Here is a 21101-nt window from a genome sequence, read left to right as displayed (position 1 = left end):
AATCAGAATACTGAAACCAGAAATCAGAATTGCCGACCGGGCTGCAGCTTCGCTTCTCGGTTCCATCATTCTGCATTCTGGTTTCTGATCTCTGAATTCTGCTTTGTCCGAACCGCTAGCGTATGATTCTCGCGCCGGCGCGGTCGAGCGCCGGAATGAGCAGCAGCGAGTCATAGGGCACACCCAGCCAGTCTTTCTCCTCCATGTATCCAGCCAGGTTCTGCGGCAGGGCGTTTCTCAGGCGCAGGGCGAAGTACCAGTTCCAGATGCCGTCGGTGAAGGAGAAGTCCGGCCGCGAGGAGAAGCCCATGCTGCGGAGCGGAATGCTCTCCAGCTCTGGTGAAAGTCCTAGCCACAAGTTGACCGCCGCAAGCGTATTCCGAGTGTGGTTGTTCGCGTAGTGGGTCGCAACGGCCATCAGTTCAAGGAAGCGGCCTACGTCATCGCCTCGCGTGGCGATGGTTGATTCGGTCGCGGCAACGACAGTGCCAGGGCGGTCTTCGAACCGACCCGGCGGCAGGATGTCGGTGCGGCCGATGGCCGGACACCCGCGGAGCGAGCTTACCCAGGTTGCCGCCGGCTCCTGAAGTAAGGCCGCGTCGAATCTGCCATACGAGAGCTCCGTTGCCAGCTCAGCACGGTCATCTGCCTGAATGAGCTGGACGTCTTTCGTTCCCAGTTCCCCGACGCCAAACCCCTGCCTGCTTGAGTGTGGAGTGCTGCCGGGTAGGGTTGTTGAGTAGATTATGCCATCGCATTCGAGCGCCTGCGCGAATCCCAGTGCTGCCATCGAGTACTGGCCCAGGTAGCCGATTAGCACCGGCCGGTTCTGCGCCTTGGCCCACGCGGCGAACTCTTTCCAGTTCCTGGCTGGAACAGAACGATTGACGACAAGCACGTCGCTGGCGCGTTGAAGTGGAGCTATGATTCTTACCGGCTGCCCCTGGATGACTGCCGCGAGCACGTCCTCGGATGCCAGGATCCCGACCTGCGCGCGGCCGGATAGCAGCGCGGCAAGGACCGCCGAATCGCTGCCGCAGTAGGCCAGGCGTAACTTGAGAGTGTTGCTCTTCCCGTCTATCAGCGAGTAACTCAGCCGTGGCTCGGCTTGCCTCAGGAACAGGCCGTAGCGGGCGCTGAAGTCCTTCGGGTACAGGCAGGCGTCGAACAGCGGCGCCGCGTGGTCATCGAGGTGATAGGCCACGGTCAATTCGGGCGCGGCCGCGACTGTGCCGGCAAGCAACAGCAGTGCGGCAGCGATTCTGCCTGCACGTTCGAGCGGTCGGGGGTCTTTCTTCACCATGTGTTCAGAAGCGTTGCGCATAGTCCGAGCCGGCAGGCACAGGCCAATATAGCGCAGGTCTCACGAGGGTCAATCGATGGCGGAAACGGCCGCTTGACTGTTGCACGCGGCTGCGCATACTTGAACCGAAGGCACCGACATCATGAGCGTCATTCCACCATCGGACCCGTTCGAAACGCTGGCCGCCGGATACGACGCCTGGTACGACGGCAAGGGCCGGCTGGCGTTCGAGATCGAGCTGGCCGCACTACGGCCGCTGATGGCTGATCTCCCCAGGCCCTGGCTCGAGGTCGGGGTCGGCACCGGCCGGTTTGCTCAAGCCCTGGGTATCCCGTTCGGCATCGACCCGTCCCCGGCCCTGCTCGCCCTGGCGCGTCAGCGCGGGATTGAGGTGCTGTACGGCGAGGGAGAGGAGCTGGTGTTCCGCGCCGCCAGCTTCGGCACTGTATTCCTGCTCACGACGTGGGAGTTTCTTTCAGACCCGCTAAGGGTGTTGCGGCAATGCCGGCGAGTGCTCAGGCCCGAAGGCCGGCTGGTCAACGCGTATCTCGACCGTGACGGGAAGTGGGGATCGAGCTACCTCGAACGGGGCCGGCAGGGCCATCCTTTGTTCAGCCACGCCCATTTCGATCGGTACGAGGATGTGGCGCGCCTGACCGAACAGGCCGGGTTTGAGATATTGAACACGGTATCGACCCTGTTTCGAGGCCCGGGCGAGACCCTCGCCATGGAAGAAACTCGCCCCGGCTTCGTGCGCGGGGCGAGCTTTGTGGTTGTTGTCGCGTCGCCGCGGCTAGTCGGCCTTGACTAGCTTCACCGACTTAATGTAACCAGCGCACTGCAGCCGGCAGTAGTAGACGCCGCGACCGACACGCTGCCCGGAGTTGTCGGTGCCGTTCCAGACAACCTGATTGGAGGTTGCCGGCAGCGTTCGGACCAGTCGACCGTCTACCGAGTAGATGCCGAGCTCGGCCGGAGCTGCGTGCGGCAGGCTGAGGCGGATTGTGGTTTGGGCACCAAGCGGGTTCGGGCTCACACGAAGGAGGGCGTTGGCTACGACACGTTCAGAGTCTTTCGTACCGGCGGACAGCGGTCCGTACAGCTCAATAGGATAGCCGGACGTCAGGTCCCGCCCCGCCAGTCCCGGGTAGTCGGGTGCGTAACGTTCAGCCCGGAATACGGAGTTCGTGCTGTCTTTCGGCACGTAGCCTTGGCGCTGGGGGCCACATCCCGTGACCGGGTTCACGTAGCGCCAGACAACGTGGGTGTCGGCGGTGACTTCGGCCAGCGTGCCCAGTTGACCAAGGCTGGTCAGCGTGTTGCCATTGGGCAGCCTCTGCGCGCCTCCCATGTACGGCGTGTAGAAGCTGCTCGGCGGGCTGGCGCGGTAGATCCAGCTCTGTGCGGTCGGGCCGAACGGCTCGTACGGCGACGGCCGCGGATAGGCGCCGGCGCTGTCGCAGGCGGGGATGAACTCCTCGACCGTGGAGTAGCTGCTGTCTTCAGGATGGCGTCCGCCGGTGAAGTAGCAGGGACGATCCCGGCCATTGTTGAAAACCATGATGTGCCCGGCACCGGGCAGACCGGGCTCGATCCAGCGAGCGTTGTGCTGGTAGTAGAACTTCTGGTCGGAAGCGTCCCCGGCGTCGTAGTTCCGGGGGTTGCCCCAGCGGTAGAGGATATCTCCGCCCATGCCCTGTCTGCCGCCTGAGTGCCCGTGCGCCTCTTCGGTCGTCGTGCTGTGGTCGATGACCATCACCTCGCAGAGCTGGCGCACGCTGATGAGTATCTGGTCGAACTGCGGATTGTAGTCAACCGCGTTGGTGTGGTTCCAGTCGGCCGAGCCCCAGCGGTCACAGGCGGCAAGAGCGTTTATGTCCACCAACTCCGGATGGTCGGCCACGACCCCGTAGTTCGCCTTGGTATGGTCGTAGTCCTGTACCAGGTGATCCCAGATGTGCCATTCCCAGACAATGCTGTCGGTGGACGGGTCCACTTCGATGATGTGGTCCGGCCAGAGCATGCCCTGCCAGAGCCTGGCCGGGTTGCGGCCCGCAGCGATGGCTTCGTTCCGGGTCTTGCGTTCCCAGGCAATCATCAGCACGTGGCCGTTCGGGAGCCGCTTGATGTCGTGGTGCAGGCAGTGCACGCTGTCGGAGTACGGGAAGGACCAGACGAGGTTGCCGTTCCAGTCGAACTCCTCGACACGACCGCCGGCGCCGGGAGTGCAAAAATACTGGTTACCGACGTTCGCAGAGCGCAGCAAGTCGCCATTCTCAAGCAAGTAAGCCGCAAGCCCGGGCATGAACCAGCTCCGCCACGAGTGGACGAGGCGTCCCTTGTCGTCGACCAGGTAGGTATGATTCGACAGGCACGGAGCAAAGATAGTGTAGCCGGCAGATGCCGCGCTGTCGTCCTGCAGCAGGCCGATGGTTGTCCTTTCGGCCGAGAGCTCGCGCACGTAGCCGCGGATGGAGTCATCGGTACTTATCAGGTCGTTCCAGGTTGGAACCCGCACGCCGACCGACTCGCCGAAATGGAGCGCGTTCTCGTTGCCTTCGTTGTCCGGCTGGCCCGTGGACCAGTTGCGAAAGCCGAAGGGTTCGGGCGTGACCCACCGCCAGCCGCTGTCCGGCTCATGCGAACCGGACGGCTGGTAGCCGCCAAGCCACGGTCCGGCCAGCGTGCCGGACCCGGGTCTCCGGTACCAGTACGCACTCGAATCAAGCAGAGAGAAGACGAAGTCGTTTTCATCCTGGGAGGTCAGGGTCGCGAGGTAGCCGCCGTCATTCTGCGCCTGGATGCGGGCGCCGTCCCACGTGATGCCGCCGGGCACGGCCACTGCCTCGTAATAGTGGATTGTACCGTCGGGATTCAGCCATGGTTCCGGTTGAGCGAGGGCAGGGCCGGCAAGAAGCGCGGACAAAACGACCCAGGCCGGTACGAGCTTGCCGGGAACCAGTTTCGTCATGACCGGCTACGCAGCCCCGTGCGCGTCAGCGGCCGCGCCGCTCCGCGCGACAGCAGGGTCGGGCGTTGGGAAACGACCGGCCCCGAAGAACGACAAGTGCCGATAGGCCTTGACATGAAACCGAGTCTCGTAGAGACAACCGATTCTAACTTCGGGCGCAGCCCTGTCAAGCTCGTCCGGGGCGGTGTCCGGGGCGGTGCTGGCCGAGGCCGGAAGTGACTGGAATTGAAGCCGGCCCCTCAGGGCCGGAACTTGCGGGCTGGTGAGGCATGTCTAACTGGCGCGCTTCGACGGCAGACCGGCGGCCAAGTCACTCGATGACGAGCTTGCGTTCTGCCGAGCCGCGACTCGACTCGAGCCGGAGCAGGTAGACACCCGGGGAGAAGGACGAAGTTCGAAGGACGAATGACGAAGCGTGGGAATCGGAGACCGCAGACGGGAGGGCGGACGATGAGAACACCTGCCGGCCGAGGGCATCATACATTTTCAGGGTGGCCGAAGCGCCGCCCGGCAGCGAGTATTCGATGCGTGCGATCCCGCCCGCCGGGCTGGGCGCCACCCGGAAAGCGATGTGGTCGGGCGAAGGCCGGCTTCCCTCGGCTATTCCGGACGTCACGTGGCCAAGGGAGTCGGTCTTAATCAGCAGAAGGCTGTCGGGCGTGCCGGCCGAGTCGCACGTGCCGGCGACCACGTAGCCGCCATCGGCGGTCTGCTCGACATCAACGCCGACCTCATCTCCCGAGCCGGGCAGGACCGAGGTCCAGACCGTGTCGCCTTGGGCGTTGGTTTTTACCAGCCAGGCCCGAGTGGAGTCAGTCCAGCCAATCTGCCCGGCGATCGCAAAGCCGCCGTCTCTGGTCGCACACATGGCTGTTGCCTGACGAGCCGCAAACGTGTCCGCGACGTGTCGCGTCCAGACCGTGTCGCCGCGGGAGTTCGTGCGCAGCATGTAGAGGGCGCGGTTGCCGGTCAAGGTGTCGAACATGTACCCGACTGCAAGAAAGCCGCTGTCCGCCATCTCCCGCACGTCGTTGAGCATCGGGCCGACCGGGCCGTTGTACAGCCTGGTCCAGACCGTGTCGCCGCCGGGCTTGAGTCGGACCAGGCGCACGTCGGTCGTAGAGTAGTTGGTCGCTTCACCGCAGAGGATGTAGCCCGAGTCGCTGGTCTGGGCAGCGCCAAAGGCCCATGACATGGACATGGTCGGTTCGTGGTAGTGGCGCGCCCATTGCTGGTTGCCGTCCGCCGACAGCTTGATGGCGCCCATGTTGTACGGGGACGAATCCGGAATCCGGCCGGCCACAAGGCAACCGCCGTCGAAGGTCGGCGTGAATGCAGAAAGCTGGCCGCCCCAGGCAGACCGGTACTCCCAGACCGAGTCACCTGACGCATTGTACTTGCGTACCAGGATTTTCGCGCCGGACTCGGCCAGCAGCGCGTAGCCGCCGTCCGACAGCCGGCAGGAGAGACCGCCATTTGCGTCCAGATTGAGGATGCGCTTCACTGAGGTCGTGTCGCCGCGGTAATCAGTGCGGGCGAGCACGACACCGAAGATGCTGGTGGATTCCTGCAAGCCGCCGCTGATGACGTACCCGCTGTCTGTGAGCTGGGCTACGGAGCGGCCCGCATCCTGTGTGTACCAGTGCCACTGGCGGTGGAAGGTGACCGTTGCCTGTGCCGGCCCGGGCAGCAGGAGCAGGGCTATTGCGATTCCAGTGATAGCGCCTATACGCACAGTTAGAGTCTAGCTGGCGCGGCCATGGCGTCAAGCCGGCAACGGGAAGCGGGGCCGGTTACTGGAGGACCAGTTTCCGGACTGCGGAGCTACCGCCGGACGCGAGCCGGAGCAGGTAGACACCCGGGGGAAAGGACGAAGTTCGAAGGACGAAGGACGAAGTGCGGGAACCGGAGACCGAAGACCGGAGACCGGATGATGCGAATACCTTCCGGCCGAGGGCATCGTACATCGTCAGGGTGATGCGGGACGCATCGTTGCCGGGCAGGGAGCAGGCGATGCGGACGAGACTGCTCGCGGGGTTTGGCTCGACTGACAGGACGATGCGACCGGAGACCGCGAGTGGCTTGTCCTCAGCAATGCCATATGCCACATAGCCCAGCGAGTCAGTCTTGATCAGCAGCATGCTGCCGCCGCCTGCGTCCGATGTGCCGGCAATCACGTAGCCACCGTCGGCGGTCTGCTCGACATCATTGCCTACCTCATGTCCGGAGCCGGGCAGGACCGCGGTCCAGACCGTGTCGCCCAAGGCGTTGGTCTTGACCAGCCAGGCGCGAGCTGAGTCACCCCAGTCCGCGACGCCGATGACGGCAAAGCCGCCGTCGCTGGTTGCGCACATGGCCGCTGCCTGAGCAGCCGCACCCGCGGGCGCGAGGCGGCGGGTCCAGACCGTGTCGCCGGCCCCGGCTGTGCGCATCATGTAGAAGGCATTGCGGCCCGAGGTGTCGAACACGTACCCGACGGCAAGGAAGCCGCTGTCGGACATCTCCCGCACGTCGCTGAGCATCGGGCCGACCGTGCCAGCGTAGATTCTGGCCCAGACCGTATCGCCGCCCGGCGTCAGCCGGACCAGTCGCAGATAGGACCCCATATAGTCATTCGCGTCACCGCAGAGGATGTAACCTGAATCGCGGGTCTGGGAAGCGCCGTAGGCAGAGGACGCGGAAACCGTTGGGTCGTAATAGCAGTGCCTCCATTCCTCGTGGCCATCCGCTGCCAGCTTGATGGCGCCCATGGAGTAGGCCGTGTCAGGAATCCGACCGGCCACAAGGCAGCCGCCGTCGAAGGTCGGCATGAGAGCAGAAATCGGGCCGCCCCACGCAGACCGGTACTCCCAGGCTGAATCACCTGCCGCACCGTACCTGCGTACCAGAATCTTCGTCGCGGACTCAGCCAGCAGCGCGTAGCCACCGTCCGGCAGGCGGCATGAGAAGCCGCCGATTGAATCCAGATTGAGGAAGCGCTGCACCGAGGTCGTATCGCCGAGATGGTCGATGCGGGCGAGCACCACGCCGTAGAGACCGGAAGATTCCTGCACCACCCCGCTGGTGATATACCCGCTGTCGTTGAGCTGCGCGGCTGAGCGGCCGTCGTCGGCCTTGTACCAGTGCCACTGCCGGTGAAAAGTCGTCGCTGCCAGCGCAGGCAGCGCGAGCACAAGCAATGCTCTGGCTACCCGGCCGGCAGCGACCATCTAAGGTTCGCTAGCGACGCAAGCGCTATTCCGTCTTGACCAGCTTCGTCGCGGCGCTGGAAGCTGGACCATGGAGCCGGCAGTAATAGATGCCGCGCGCGACCTGCCTTCCGGCATTGTCAGCGCCGTCCCAAACTACCTGATCGCCCGTGGTCGAGAAGCTTCGAATCAGCCGTCCGTCAACCGAGTAGATGCCGATGGCGGCCAGCGTCTTCTGCGGCAGACTGAAGCGGATTGCGGTGCGCCGGCCAAAGGGGTTTGGTCTCGCGGCCAGCCCGACGCGAACTCGGCCCGCGACCGGTGCTTGCGCCAGGCCAGTGTACTGCTTGGTCTGATAGACCTCGATCGGGTAGCCGGGCGTCAGGTCGTGGCCCTGCAGCCCGGCGTAGTTTAGCGGGTAGCGAGGCGATCGGTGGACGATGGTCTTCAACGTCCATTGGTCGGTGTGAGCAATCGTATCGCCCTGATTCAGCGGTGTAGTATCGATGACCGGACTTCTATACCACCAGGTCAGGACACTGTCCGCGCCGATCTCAAAGAACCGGCCCTTGGTGCCCTCGCAAATCAGTGTGTGGCCATTCGGCAGCCGCTGGGCGCTGCCCACCTGCGGCGTGTAGAAGGACGTTGGCGGCGTGGCGATGTACTGCCAGCTCGGACCCGTAGGGCCGTACCGCTGGCCGGGTCCCAGCGTCGGGTAATGGCCGGTAGAGTCCACCGGCGGGGTGAACTCGATAATCGTCGTGTAGAGCGAGTCCCTGCGCTGCAGGCCGTTGTCTACGACCATGATGTCGCCCGCGCCCCGCAGGCCGGACCGAATCCACTGACAGTTGTGCTGGGCGTGGAACAGCATGTTGCTGCTGTCGCCACGGCGGTAGGCTTGGGGGTTGCCCCACCGGTAGAGCAGGTCGCCGCCGTGGCCATAGCGGCCGCCGGTGTGAGTGGCTGCCTGTTTGGTTGTCGTGCCGTGGTCGAGGACCCAGATTTCGTTGAACCCGCGGGCGCTGAACATAATCTGGTCGAACGCCGAGTCATAGTCAAGGGCGTTCGCGTGAATCCAGTCGGCCGCCTGCGGTGAGTAGTTGGTGGTCCAGTTCAGGTCGATGAGCTCCGGGTGGTTACCAACGACGCCGTAGTTCAGCTTGGTCGAGTCGTAGTCCTGGACAAGGTGGTCCCAGATGTGCCATTGCCAGATGATGCTGTCGGTCGCAGTGTCGACCTCGATTACCTCCTCGGACCAGAGCTTGCCCTGCGTCAGCTTGGTCGTGTCGCGTCCCGCCGCGATCGCCTGCGCCTTTGTCTTCAGCTCCCAGGCAATCGCCGCCACGTGTCCGTTGGGCAGCCAGATGGCGTCGTGGTGTAGACAGTGGGTGCTGTCGGAATAGTCGAAGGACCAGGCCTTATTGGCGTTCCAGTCGAGGAGCGACACGCGTCCGCCGTTGAGGAAGCTGGGGTTGCTCAGGTTGCCGATCTGGGACAGCAGCCCGTTGGGGAGCAGGTAGAGCGCTCCCACAGTCTTGTCGGCGGCGCGCCAGCGGTGGATGCTGCGGCCATTATTGTCGATCAAGTAGATGTCGTGGCCGTTGTTGTTGCCGAACAGCGTGTAGCCCGCATAGGCCGAGGTGTCCCAGTACCGAAGCCCGACCGTGGTCGAATCGGCCGAGAGCTCGCGCACGAAGCCACGAATCGAGTCGTCGAGGCTGCTCAGGTCGTCCCAGTGCGGTGACCGTACCCCGACCGACTCGCCGAAGTGCAATGCGTTCTCACTACCACCCTGGTTGTCCGGCTGGCCCATGGACCAGTTGCGATAACCCATGCTCTCATTCGTGACCCAGTGCCAGCCGCTGTCCGGGTCAGAGTAGCCGAAGTACTTCGAGCCGCCGAGCCACGGGCCGGCCAGTTTGTTGGTGCCGAACCGCTGATACCAGTAGCGGGCCGAGTCAATCAGACTGAATACGAAGTTGTTTTCGGCCTGCGACGTGATGGTCGCGAGGTAGCCGCCGTGACCGAGCGCCGAATCCCAGGCGACGTTCCAATTGATGCCTGACGGCGTGTTTATCGCATCATAGTAGTGGATGCTCCCGTCCGGGTGGACCCATGGCTCGGGGGCTGCGCCGGCGAGGCCGGCGATAAGCGCGACCCCGACTAGAAGGGCCGCGAAGGACCATGAATACCTTCGTATCGTCATGACGTACTCCTTAGCTTGTCGTGCGTGCAATTCGGCGTGGGGTCTACTGCCCGGCAGTGCCGGACTTCGAGCGCGGCCGGACTCGGCGGCCTGCAAGCCGCTCACAGACCCTAACGGCAGATTGTCTTCCGGCTCGGCGTGAGAGATTCTAGCAATGTGCTCTGCCGCGTCAAGCCGCCTGGCCGGTTTGGACGTAGATAGAATCATCGGGTCATCCGGCGGTCGGGGTCACTCGGCCTTAACCAGTTTCATCGACTCGCTGAGACCCGGGCCTTGCAGCCGACAGCAGTAGATACCGCGGCCAACCGGCGTGCCTGCCTGGTCTGCGCCGTCCCAGACGACCTCTTTGCCGTTCACCGGTAGCGTTCGAATGAGTCGACCAGCCACCGAGTAGATGCCGAGCGCGACCGATGCCGAGTGCGACGGGCTCAGGCGAATCGTGGTCTGCCGGCCAAATGGGTTCGGACTGGCGTGAAGGCCGGCGAACCGCGTCGATGCGCCTCGGGACTCGCTGATTCCGGAGCGCGGGGTCTGATACAACTCAATGGGATAGCCCGGCGCTAGTGATCGGCCCGTCAGTCCCGGGTAGTCAGGAGAGTAACGTGTCGCCCGGAACACCACGTTCGGTACGCCGGTTGTCTCGCCCTGGTAAAGGGGTCCCGGGTCGACGACCGGGTTGATGTAGCGCCAGACGACGTCAGCGCCGGCGGTCACTTCAGTCATTGCGCCGTTCGTACCGTTGCTGATGAGCGTGTTGCCGCTAGGCAGGCGCTGGGCACCGGACATCACCGCCGCGTAGAAGCTGGTCGGCGGGTCGGCGTGGTAAGTCCAGCTTTGTGCGGCCGGGCCAAACGTCGTGCCGGGGCTTGGCCGCGGATAGTCGCCGGCGCTGTCGCAGTCGGCGATGAACTCGTCAACCGAAGAGTAGCTGCCGCCCGGACGTTGCACGCCGTTGTTGAAGACCATGACATGCCCGGCGCCGGGTAGCCCGGTTTCAATCCAGCGGGCGTTATGCTGACCGAAGAATTTCTGGTTGGTGCTGTCGCCGGCGCGATAGGCTGCGGGGTTGCCCCAGCGATAGAGTATGTCGCCGCCCATGCCCCGCCTGCCGCCGGTATGTCCTCGCGCCTCCTGGGTCGTCGTGCTGTGGTCAATCACCCACACCTCGCTGAAGTTACGCACGCTCAGCATTATCTGGTCGAACTGCGCGTTGTAGTCAACTGAGTTCATGTGGGTCCAAGAGGAAGCATAGGCTGGCACGTCCGGCGCTTGTACGTTCACGTCCACCAGTTCCGAGTGGTCGCCCACGACTCCATAGTTCATCTTGGTCGAATCGAAGTCCTGTATCAGGTGGTCCCAGACGTGCCATTCCCAGACGATACCGTCGGTGGCCGGGTTCACTTCAATCAAGCAGTCGGGCCAGAACGAGGGGCCGAGTTTGCCCGGGTCGCGGCCCGCGGCGACGGCCTCGCCTCTGGTCTTGTACTCGTAGGCAATCATCAGCACGTTGCCGTTCGGTAGCATCTTGACGTCGTGATGTTGGCAATGCAGGCTATCGGAATAGTCGTAGGACCACACGAGGGTGCCGTTCCAGTCAAACTCCTCAACGCGTCCGCCGAGGGAGAAGATCGGGTTTGCGACGTTGGCGGTGTGCAAGAGGTTGCCGTTCTGGAGCAGGTAGACCGACAACCCGGGGCAGTAGTTGCTCTGCCACGAGTGGACAAGCCGGCCCTTGTTGTCAACCAGGTAGGTAGAGGTGGACGATAGCGGCGCAAACAGGGTGTAGCCTGGGAATGCGGCACTGTCGTCCTGCAGCAACCCGATGGTTGTGGAGTCGGCCGAGAGCTCGCGCACGAATCCGCGTATCGAATCATCGCCGGCGTTGAGGTCGTCCCAGTTCGGGACGCGCACTCCGACCGACTCGCCGAAATGCAGCGCGTTCTCGTCACCTTCGTTGTCCGGCTGCCCCGTGGACCAGTTACGAAAACCGAAGGGTTCGGTCGTGACCCACCGCCAGCCGCTGTCCGGCTCATAAGATCCTGACGGCTGGTAGCCGCCTAGCCACGGGCCGGCCAGCGTGCCGGACCCGGGTCGCTGGTACCAGTACGCCGCCGAGTCAACCAGTGCGAAGACAAAGTCATTTTCCTCCTGCGACGTGATGGTTGCCAGATAGCCGCCGTGTCCCTGCGCCGAATCCCGGGCGACGTTCCAATTGATGCCTGAAGGCGTGCTTATCACGTCATAGTAGTGTATGCTCCCGTCCGGGTGCTCCCACGGTTCAGGCAGAGCGCTGGCAGTGCTGGCGACAAGCACGACCCCGCCCAGAAGGATCGCGAAGTACACAGATGACCTGCGCATCGTCATGCTCTACTCCTTGGCTTGTGGTGTGTGCGAATCGGCGTGGAGTCTACTGACCGGCGGTGCCGGACTTCGAGCGCGGCCGGACTCGGCGGCCTACAAGCCGTTTACAGACTCTGGCGGCAGATTGTCTTGCGGCTCGGTATGAGAGATTCTAGCGATGTGCTCAGTCGCGTCAAGCTGACCGGCGACTCACGGGCGGGGTGTTAGATTGGCGGGCCGCGTTGAAGCGTGCATCCGAGCTCGGATGCCCCAACAAGCCGGCCCGCGGCCTCAGCCGCTTCTGCCCATCTGCAATCGGCGTCGGCTCTCCCCGTCTTGCCGCCGTCGTCAAATCGGGTAGTCTCTAGGTTGATGCAGAGAATGGAGCTGTCCGCTTGACTTCGCAAGTCCGCCCGGCCCGGCTCGACGACGTCGACGATTTCCTGCGCCTGATACTGATGTCCGACAAGGCCTTTCTGCCCTCCCTGTTCGGAGAGGACTACGAACGCGTCATCCGGGGGATATTCGAAAGCGGAGAGGGATTGTTCGGATATCCGAACGTCAGGATTGTCGAAGTCGATAGTCGCGTGGCCGGAATGCTGCTGGCTTACACGTATGAGCAAATGGTCGCTGCCATGGCCCAGTGGGAGACCGAGGAAGAACAACCGCCGGCCGTCGACGAGCCTGCGACCCGGTCAGGCTGGGTCAATCCGGGCGAGTACTATCTGGCGAACATGGCCGTATTCCCGGAGTACCGCCGGAACGGCCTCGGCAGTCTGCTGCTGGCTGATGCCGAGAGCCGGGCGCGGCAGCAGGGCTGCAACCGGCTCGCGCTCGACGTCGAGGCCGAGAACCGGGATGCCATACGGTTGTATGAGCGCGCGGGGTTCGTGCGAGAGGCGAACGACCTGAAACTGATGGGCCGGTTCCAGTTCGCGCGATACAGCAAGCCGGTAAGCGGCGTCTAGCGCGCCCACAGCCTTCGGCTCACTGCGCCCTGCTTCCGATGCCATCAGCCCGTAACTGTCAAGTGCCGCCGACGTTCGTCCATCTACAATCGAAATCGTCAATCTAGAATGAGTTGGTTGGGTGACTGTCTGATTCTCCCGAGCGCAACCAGGCGCACAGACGATGGCGGTTTGACCTTGGAGGGGTTAGGACTAAAATAGTTCTATGAAAAGGACGTTTGTTCTTCTCCTGGGGTTGGGATTTGTTGCGTTCGCGGTTGCGACGTCGCCGATGCGGGGTGAGCAGACCCGCCTGCCTTGGCGCGAGCAGGTGCTCATGGATTCGCTGCGTCGGATTCCACCGAAGATGAGGATGGAGTGGCTGCACGAGCACGGCGAAGGACGGAGGACGGAAGACGGAAGACCGAGGACGATGTCTGACTCGGGTTCGGGCCTGAGGCTTGTCGGCAAGTGGGGCAGGGGGCCGGCGGCGGAGGTCACGGGCAAGGATACCTTGGTCGTGCTGACCTTGGGCAGCGAAGTAGCGCTGCTCAACTTCGCCAAGCCGGACAGCCCGCAGGTGCTATCTGAGATTCAGTTCCCGTCGCTCACGGCGCAGTCTTACCTTGAGGACTCGCTGCTCTATACCAGCAGCAACTCCGACCTTGAGGTCTGGAACATCAGCAGCCTGAGCAATCCGGTCCAGCGCGGCGTGCTCCCGGCCCCGGTCGGAGACTTCTGGATACGAGATACGTTCCTCTTCTACATCAGGAACGACACGCTCCATTGTCTCAGCATTGCCAGTTCGTCCAACTTGCATGACCTTGGCTCGTGCATTGAGTCAGGCTCGGTCACGACCGGCTCGGGCAATACGGTGGTCGTGTGCCAGAGCGGCGGTTTCGCGCTTGTGGACGTGTCGAACCCGGCCAGCCCGCATGAGATCGCCACGTACCCTTGCGGCAACGGACGCTCTGCCACGGCGAGGGGCAATCTGGTTTGTGCCAGCTACGAGGAAGCCGGCTATCCATACCCAGTCCGTTTCATCACGTTAGACATCTCGACACCAAGCTCGCCGCGCCTCTTGGCCAAGCTCGATGATTTGGGCGGCTACGACATCTTTCTCGACGGCCCGCTGGCGTTCGTGTCCGGTCGCGGCATCGGCGTTGAGAACCCGCAGCCATTCCAGATACTGAGCATCGCCGACTCCGCTCACCCAGCATTCATTGATTCATGCCGGACCACGGATAGGTCTCCGTATGGCGTTTGGGAGAACTCCACCTTGAACCGAGCGCTGGTGGCGGACGAGTACGACGGCTTGGCCATTGTTGATGTCTCCAACCTGAACAACCCCGTGCTGGACACTTGGGCGCTTTCGGCCGGAGAGGCTCGGGACGCATCCGTTGAGGGGACGCACTGCTACGTCGCAAGCGGGTTGGACGGCTTGAGAATTCTCGATGTCGCGGACCCACAAATGCCGACGTGCATCTCGGGGCTCGACACGGCGATGGGGGACAAAGAGTGCGATGCTGTCACGGCGCGCGACAGCTTCGCATACATGGGTTGGTGGCCTAACCCCCACTTCCGAACAGTCTCCGTGGCCGATCCTTTTCGCCCGCAGATCGTCGCCGGGTGCTCGCTACCCGGTTTCCCAGAGGATGTCGCGCTTCGTGACAGCTTCGCGTATGTGGCACAAGACTACGGGTTCCATGTGATCAACGTCGCCCGGCCTCGCGCGCCCGCCCTCGTCGGCACATGCGCGCTGCCGGACATGATGAATCACTATGGAATGGACGTGACGAATAGGTTGGCGTTCGTTGCCAACGGTGTTTCCGGCTTGCAGATAGTTAGCGTCGCGCAACCGGATAGCCCGGCAATCGTCGGCGCACTGACTCCACCCAATGGAGCCTGCGGCGTGGCGGTGATAGACACGTTCGCGTATGTCGCGTCCGGCAACCTCTACATCGTCAGCGTTGCCAGCCCGTCCTCTCCATACCTAATAGACAGCATGGCCCTGCCGAAATTCGGGGCAACTCTGGCGGTCTGCGACTCGTTGCTCTTTGTCGGAAGCTGGGATCCTTGGTCCTGGGGCCGCTATACGAACGATGTCCATCTCTTCGACATCGGGAATCCAACGATGCCCGTGTCCGTCGGCTCTCTCTTGGTGCCCAATACTGTCGACAAGTTGGCTTGGGCTGATCCCTACTTGTATGTCGCCTGCGGCGACGCCGGCGTGCTGATAGCCGAAACGGCGGCAGTGGGCGTAAAGGAGCCAGAAAGAGTATCGGGACCGCGGTCCGAGTTACGCGTGACGCCCAATCCCGCCGGGGAGATAGTCCGTGTCCAATTCGGCGAGCCTACGTGCATCAACAGCCGGCTGAGCATCTACGATGCTGCTGGCAGACAAGTGCTAGTGAAGAATATCAGGAAGGAGGTGTCATCCACTGAACTTGGACTAGCCGGGTTGCGGCCCGGTTTGTACTTCGTCCGAGTGGAAACCAAGACAGGAGTCCTGGTAAGCAAGGTAATCAAACGATAGGAGGCAAACATGAGGCAGGCTGCCTTAGTCGCAGTTCTGCTCGCATCGGGGTTCTCAATAGCTCTTGGCATCTCCAAGAGCTACGACGTAGTGCCTTTTGGTAACTGCGTCGCCGAAATCGCTGCCGTTCCAAACGGCGGCATCACGCAATACTATCGAAATACGCTTGATAGTCTGACACACATAAGCTGGTGGTGCGGAGACACGTTCAGCGGTGGGTTGTTCAACGTCGTCGTCGCGGACTCCGTCAATCCATCATATCCCATAGCTCACGCCTACAATGTTCCTGCCCGTCAGATGTGGGCATGGATGGACTTTCCGCTGACGAAGGACGCTCAGCCGGTTCGCGGCAGGACCTACAAAGTCACAATCACCAACCAGTACCATAACGGCGGGCCGATCTCGTTCGCCTACGACAGCCTGAATCCTTACAAGTATGGCAGTCTGACCGTCAACGGCACGAAGCATGACAGTTGGGACTTGGCCCTGCGGGTGGATGGGCTGCATGATACGGTGAGTTTGTACCCATGGGGTGCGACGTGTTTCCTCCCCGACTCGCGTTCGGACTGGGGCAAGTGGGCTGACAGCATGAAGCTCTCGGGGGCTACCTGGGGCACATTCTACGTCCGTTGGGACACGATAGAATCGATCGCGGGCACGTTCCACTTCGACAATGTGGACAGCGAGGTCAAGTACATCGATTCGGCGAGAATCGAACCGGTGGCCGTGCTCGTCGGGACGCCCAAGTGGGCCAGCTCGCGAATCGATACGATTGTCCGTACCGACACCCCCAACCCCGACACGATTGTCGACACGACGGTGTATGCACCCCCGCTGTACATGGACAGTGGGCCCAGCTCCAACTTCTGGGTGCGGTATCTCAACGCGTTGCTTCATCACGTCGATTCCTTACCTGATTCTGTCCGGATCCACATCCACACGTGGTCCATCTGGAACGAGCCAAACGAGGGCTGCGATTCGTGGCACGATCCCTCCAAGTCTTGGCCGGGCTGGACCGGTTGGTGGCGGTCGCCCGATACCGGCTACCAATCGGACACTACCTGGCAATACAGGTGTGCCCTCTACGTGCAACTATGCTCGCTGGCGGCGAAGACGATTCGGTCGCACACTGGACACGACACCGACAGGATCGTAATTGGAGAACTCGGACGCGTGGTGGATTCGAGCCCTGGACTTAAACTGGTGCGCGGCGTTGATTGGCTGAGGACCTTCTATGACAAAGCGTCCAGTAGTCACCGGTTCTGGAACGTCGTGTCGGTTCATCCCTATCAGCGCACCCTATTCTTCGACCCGGCGGAGTATGCGGACGACGCCGAGTCACTGCGTGCCGTGATACGAGCACACGACGACACGGCTCAGTTGTGGAACTCGGAGTTCGGCTTCGGCGTTAGCGACCGTAAGAATCCGAGCTATGTGGACTCGCTGCAAGAGGCCCGCAACCTCGGCCAAGCATGTGCATCAACCCCGGCGGAGGCGTGCTTGCCCGGTGGTACCTTCAACCGCATCTGCTGGTGGAAGTCGTGTGCCAAGTGCGGCTGGGGAGATTGGGGGTTGTTCGCCTCCAACATGGAGCCGAACGCCGGCTACTTTGCCTTCAAGCAGGTGACTCACACCCTTGACGGCAAGCGGCTCAACGGGCGCGTCATGATGGGCGGCGCGAAGGACGATTCGGTGCGGATCTACGAGTTCGAGAACCCGACTTCCCTCAAGAAGACCTGGGTCTGCTGGAAGAACACGGGCGAAGGGGAGGGCAGCGTCAACGTCTCGCTTCCCGCGACCACCGACACACTCACGGGCGACATCCTGCATTACAGTAACCAGCAGTACATGGCTTTGGCACCAGCGGGGACCAACGGCTGGCTTTCCTCGACGCTCGATGAGCGTCCGGTGTTCGTATCGGAAGAGGGATTCACGATCAAACGGCCGGACTTGGTTGTAGACAGTTTGCGGATGACGCCATCGACACTGGCCATCGGGTACCAGGAAACGGCGCACGTCTATTTCCACAATGCCGGCAACGACACGACGCCCCAAGGTCCGGTGGTCGGCGAATATGCCTTGGTCGTACTGCGGCACAATGGCGACTCGGTAGCTTACGTGCTGGACCCACGCCCGCTCGCCCCCGGCAACTCCGACTCCATCTCGATTATCGTTGGTTCGGTGCCGTGGAGCTGGCGCGGCACGGCGCTGTTTGACGCGACCGTGAACTACCGGCAGGGGTACGTCGAGTTGCACGGGATGGACGACAACGACGGCTATAGCCGGAACGCGGTCGTATGGCGACCGCCCGCGGAGTTGATTGGCATAATGTGTGGCTGTCATCACAACGAGCCGCTGCCGCTATTCAGGTTCGAGACGCACAGTCTTGAAGCCGATTCCGACGGGTCAGTGCCCGCAGAGTCGGCGCGTCTTGTCCAGTGGGCCTATCATGCTGCCGACACGGTGCCGTACGCCGGGGACACGACGGCCTGGTTCTGCGTGAACGATGCGGTCGCGCACGACACGAGTTGGCTCTACCTGTCAGGGCAGTCCAGGTACAAGTTCTTCGTGCAGGCGAAGGACTCGTGGAGTACGAGCGCCCTGGTTCCTGACAGTGCACATCAGTTCGTGTACTTCGACACGACTGGGCCGACTGGAAGCGTCGAAATCAATGGCGGTGCACGGTTCACGCCCATCTCGACCTGCACGCTGCGACTGACTGCTCACGATTCAGCGTCGGGGGTCTCTGGTATGAGATTCATGAACGTGCCCAAGGTCAACCTGGTGAAGGATGGCAGCTTCACCGTAACCGCCAACTCGTGGAGCTTCTACAACAGCGAAGTCGATACCAGCCTGCGCATGGCCGTGCTGACGGCCGCACCACCGCCTGCGACGGTGACCCAGTTCGTGCCGGCTGAGTCCATCACGGCCCATTCCGGTGACTCGTGCGTGCTGGAGGCAAGCATTCTGGCCCGCGTGCACGATGGCGGCGCAACCGGCGCGCTTTCGTTCTGGTATTGGTGCACGCGAGTGGATTCTCTCAACCTGCACGACACACTCTGGCAACTCGCCGATTCCGCTGGGTTCTCCGGCAATCTGCTGTCGCTGACCGGTCGGTGCGACCTCTCGAAGCGGTTCCGGTTGATGCCACCGGTTTCGGACTCGGTCTGGGTGTGGAAGGGCGGAATGGTGAAGGTCGAGGCCAGCGCGGAGAACGGCAACGGTAGCGTCTGGGTCGACAACGTGGCCATGAACACGTTCGCGCCCGAGTCGGGCTACGTCTGGTGGGCTCCGTTCGAGACCCTGGCCCAATGGAACATCGGTACGGGCGCAGGCCGGCACATTGTCCGCGCACTCTACCTTGACTCTGCGGGGAACGAGAATGCCACGCCCTATGCCGACACCATCATTCTCGACCCGACGCCACCGGTCGTACACATCAGCCTGCCCAGCCCCGGACAGCTTGTGTGCGGTACGGTGGAACTCACCGGCTGGGCATACGACCCGGTAGAGGTTTCCGGCGATACCTGGTTCAAGGTGCGCCATCTCCTCTTCAGAGAGGTAGATTCGACCAACTGGCTGCCCGTCTCGCCGGATTCAGTTTCACATACCCCAGCTTACCCCGATTCGCAGCAAGTCCTGGGTCCCGCGGTCCATCTCGGCTACTGGAACACGGCATCGATTCCGGATGGGACCTACTATGTACGGCTCACCGGCGCTGACTCGGCCGGGCACGTTTCCGCGTGCACCACTTGGGTCATCGTCTCCAACAGCGGTGCCGGTGGGGGCGGTGTCGGCGGGCCTGGCGGCGGCGGCTCGGGCATGGGCAGAGGGTCAGTCTACGTCGGCTCTGCCTCGGGCTACGTGCTGCACCTGAGTGATGACCTCGACTCGCTCGACTGCTTCCAGGTGACCGACTCAGGCTCACTAGCCTACGTCACCTCCATCCTTGAAGTCGGCAACGACAGTATCCTCGTGCTCGACGCCCGCAACAAGCGCGTCCACAAGCTGCACAAGAGCGGGCAGGGTCGCAGACGGCTGGTCTCAGGCCTGTCCGAGCCAATGGGCCTGACCAGGGACGACGACGGCAACTTCTGGCTGGTGGACAAAGGCCTGCACAAGATCGGCAAGTTCCGATCCAACGGGACTTTGGTCTTCGTGCGCGGCGGTCTGGGCTCCGACTCGCTCCACTTCCACTCACCAGAGGGCATCGCGGTCAAAGGCGGCCTTGTATACGTGGCTGACACGAAGAATGACCGCATCGTAGCGTATGACACGGCCGGCACTTACAAGGCAATCATCACCGGCGACTTCACTCGACCCACTGCGGTCCTACCATCGGACCAAGGCGCAATCTACCTGACCGACGGCAGTGACGGCAAGCTCAAAGGCATCACGCCCTTGGGCGGCAACATCGTCAGCATCAAGACGTCGGACTCCAGCAAGCTCAGGGGACTGGTGCTGAGCGAGAACAAACACAGCCTGTTCTCAATCGCGCCGCAACCGAACAAGGTCTACAAGCTGCGCATCCTGAGCGACGACAGCGCGCCCGGCGGGCAGCAGTCGGCGGGCAAGATCAACCTGCCCAAGGTCCTGAGTCTTGCTCAACCGTTCCCGAATCCGGCCAGGAACCGGCTCCGTGTTGCCTACGCCTTGCCCCGAGCGACTCGAGTCAGCGTGAAGCTCTACGACATCTCCGGAAAGCTGGTGAACACGCTGGCCAGCGGCGAGAAGAAGCCGGGATACTACAGCATCGTCTGGAACCGGCAGGACGCCAAGGGACGCACTTGTGCCTGCGGCGTCTATTTCTGCACCATGACGGCTGAGGACAAACGGTTCAGCAAGAAGATAGTCCTGACCGAATAGGACAAACAGCTCCTCTTCTAGTGACCGCTCGCTACCACGCGGGCGGTCGCCGGTTCTACGGTCGTGGCTGGCGGCCAGTGGGATGGTGCAGCGGTGTCGAAGACGTCCTTGTTGATCTTTCTGGGTCGGGGACACGTCCACGGGGCGACGCGAGGCACGCGTCGCGGATGTGTTCCCAGCGCGGGCGACGTACTGCGAGGTCGAGACGCCGCAGGAGTTGATGACCTCTTTGACCCTGGTCTCCATGGCGCACACCCGGGGAATGGTTGCTTCCTGGCGCACGGCCAGGTCTTCGCGCAGGTCGCCAAGCGTCTCCCCGAATCGTTTCAGATTGTGCTTTGCCTCCCGATGAACCGCTCTCTCCTTCAGGGCAGTCGCGCGGTTCATCCATCCGCTTCACGTTGGTAGCCACCCCATAATGCCTGAGACAGCTAATCTCATCAAGCACCGTCACTAGCAAGCCTAACTTATTGATGTTTAAGACGATAACTTGTGCACCGCATGGCTCACGCCAGCACTCGGTGCGTCACTCCCCCAGTCACTCCCCCAGTGATTCCCCCAGTCACTTACCGAGTGACTTACCGAGTCACTTGCCTGGTGAGTTGGAGTGCCCCCGGTAGCATGGACACCAAGGTAAGTGGGTGTAGCATGAGACCGGAGGTAATGAATGAGTCTGGAGAAGAGACCGCGAAAGAGCTATACGCGTGAGTACAAACTCAACGCAGTACGACTGACGATTGGTGG

10 protein-coding genes are annotated in these 21101 nt (G+C 62.4%); 4 read left to right on the top strand and 6 right to left on the bottom strand.

The genetic code is table 11. The features are described 5' to 3' along the window. Window positions 1-115: 115 nt before the first annotated feature. On the bottom strand, window positions 116-1324 hold the full coding sequence (locus VMH22_11720; protein HTW92365.1) for an ABC transporter substrate-binding protein: 1209 nt from the start codon (window positions 1322-1324) through the stop codon (window positions 116-118). 121 nt (window positions 1325-1445) lie between these two features. On the opposite strand from VMH22_11720, the gene VMH22_11715 reads away from it, so the two are divergent. After that, window positions 1446-2114, top strand: a complete 669-nt coding sequence (locus VMH22_11715) for a methyltransferase domain-containing protein (GenBank protein ID HTW92364.1) — start codon at window positions 1446-1448, stop codon at window positions 2112-2114. Here VMH22_11715 and VMH22_11710 read toward each other — a convergent pair. The 5 genes from VMH22_11710 to VMH22_11690 form a co-directional block, all read right to left on the bottom strand. Then, window positions 2097-4274: an aryl-sulfate sulfotransferase gene (locus VMH22_11710; GenBank protein HTW92363.1), complete on the bottom strand. Its 2178-nt coding sequence runs from the start codon at window positions 4272-4274 to the stop codon at window positions 2097-2099. The two genes, VMH22_11715 and VMH22_11710, sit on opposite strands and share 18 nt — an antisense overlap. Before the next feature lie 310 nt (window positions 4275-4584). Then, window positions 4585-6009 carry a T9SS type A sorting domain-containing protein gene (locus VMH22_11705; protein HTW92362.1) on the bottom strand — a complete coding sequence of 475 codons (1425 nt, stop codon included), beginning with the start codon at window positions 6007-6009 and terminating at the stop codon, window positions 4585-4587. 58 nt (window positions 6010-6067) lie between these two features. Continuing rightward, window positions 6068-7483, bottom strand: a complete 1416-nt coding sequence (locus tag VMH22_11700) for a T9SS type A sorting domain-containing protein (GenBank protein HTW92361.1) — start codon at window positions 7481-7483, stop codon at window positions 6068-6070. Between the two features lie 25 nt (window positions 7484-7508). After that, complete coding sequence (locus tag VMH22_11695) at window positions 7509-9668, bottom strand: aryl-sulfate sulfotransferase (protein ID HTW92360.1); 2160 nt, start codon at window positions 9666-9668, stop codon at window positions 7509-7511. 228 nt (window positions 9669-9896) lie between these two features. Further along, complete coding sequence (locus VMH22_11690) at window positions 9897-12032, bottom strand: aryl-sulfate sulfotransferase (GenBank protein HTW92359.1); 2136 nt, start codon at window positions 12030-12032, stop codon at window positions 9897-9899. A gap of 371 nt (window positions 12033-12403) precedes the next feature. Between VMH22_11690 and VMH22_11685 the strand changes: the two genes are divergently transcribed. The 3 genes from VMH22_11685 to VMH22_11675 all read left to right on the top strand — a co-directional run bounded on the left by VMH22_11685 (window position 12404) and on the right by VMH22_11675 (window position 20357). Next, window positions 12404-12976, top strand: coding sequence for a GNAT family N-acetyltransferase (locus VMH22_11685; GenBank protein HTW92358.1), 573 nt, complete (start codon window positions 12404-12406; stop codon window positions 12974-12976). A gap of 205 nt (window positions 12977-13181) precedes the next feature. Then, on the top strand, window positions 13182-15491 hold the full coding sequence (locus VMH22_11680; GenBank protein ID HTW92357.1) for a T9SS type A sorting domain-containing protein: 2310 nt from the start codon (window positions 13182-13184) through the stop codon (window positions 15489-15491). Window positions 15492-15500: 9 nt separating this feature from the next. Beyond that, window positions 15501-20357, top strand: coding sequence for a FlgD immunoglobulin-like domain containing protein (locus tag VMH22_11675; GenBank protein ID HTW92356.1), 4857 nt, complete (start codon window positions 15501-15503; stop codon window positions 20355-20357). Window positions 20358-21101: the final 744 nt, after the last annotated feature.

It is taken from the genome of bacterium, assembly GCA_035505375.1.
GTDB lineage: Bacteria > Hydrothermota > Tepidihabitantia > Tepidihabitantales > Tepidihabitantaceae > UBA2258.
Note: the sequence above shows the minus strand (reverse complement) of the source record. Positions and strands in the feature narration are given on the sequence as shown.

What these genes read in the sequence shown, in the direction of transcription:
- VMH22_11720 (HTW92365.1), bottom strand. Translation starts at nt 1,324, where the DNA reads ATGCGCAACGCTTCTGAACACATGGTGAAGAAAGACCCCCGACCGCTC.
- VMH22_11715 (HTW92364.1), top strand. Translation starts at nt 1,446, where the DNA reads ATGAGCGTCATTCCACCATCGGACCCGTTCGAAACGCTGGCCGCCGGA.
- VMH22_11710 (HTW92363.1), bottom strand. Translation starts at nt 4,274, where the DNA reads ATGACGAAACTGGTTCCCGGCAAGCTCGTACCGGCCTGGGTCGTTTTG.
- VMH22_11700 (HTW92361.1), bottom strand. Translation starts at nt 7,483, where the DNA reads ATGGTCGCTGCCGGCCGGGTAGCCAGAGCATTGCTTGTGCTCGCGCTG.
- VMH22_11695 (HTW92360.1), bottom strand. Translation starts at nt 9,668, where the DNA reads ATGACGATACGAAGGTATTCATGGTCCTTCGCGGCCCTTCTAGTCGGG.
- VMH22_11690 (HTW92359.1), bottom strand. Translation starts at nt 12,032, where the DNA reads ATGACGATGCGCAGGTCATCTGTGTACTTCGCGATCCTTCTGGGCGGG.
- VMH22_11680 (HTW92357.1), top strand. Translation starts at nt 13,182, where the DNA reads ATGAAAAGGACGTTTGTTCTTCTCCTGGGGTTGGGATTTGTTGCGTTC.
- VMH22_11675 (HTW92356.1), top strand. Translation starts at nt 15,501, where the DNA reads ATGAGGCAGGCTGCCTTAGTCGCAGTTCTGCTCGCATCGGGGTTCTCA.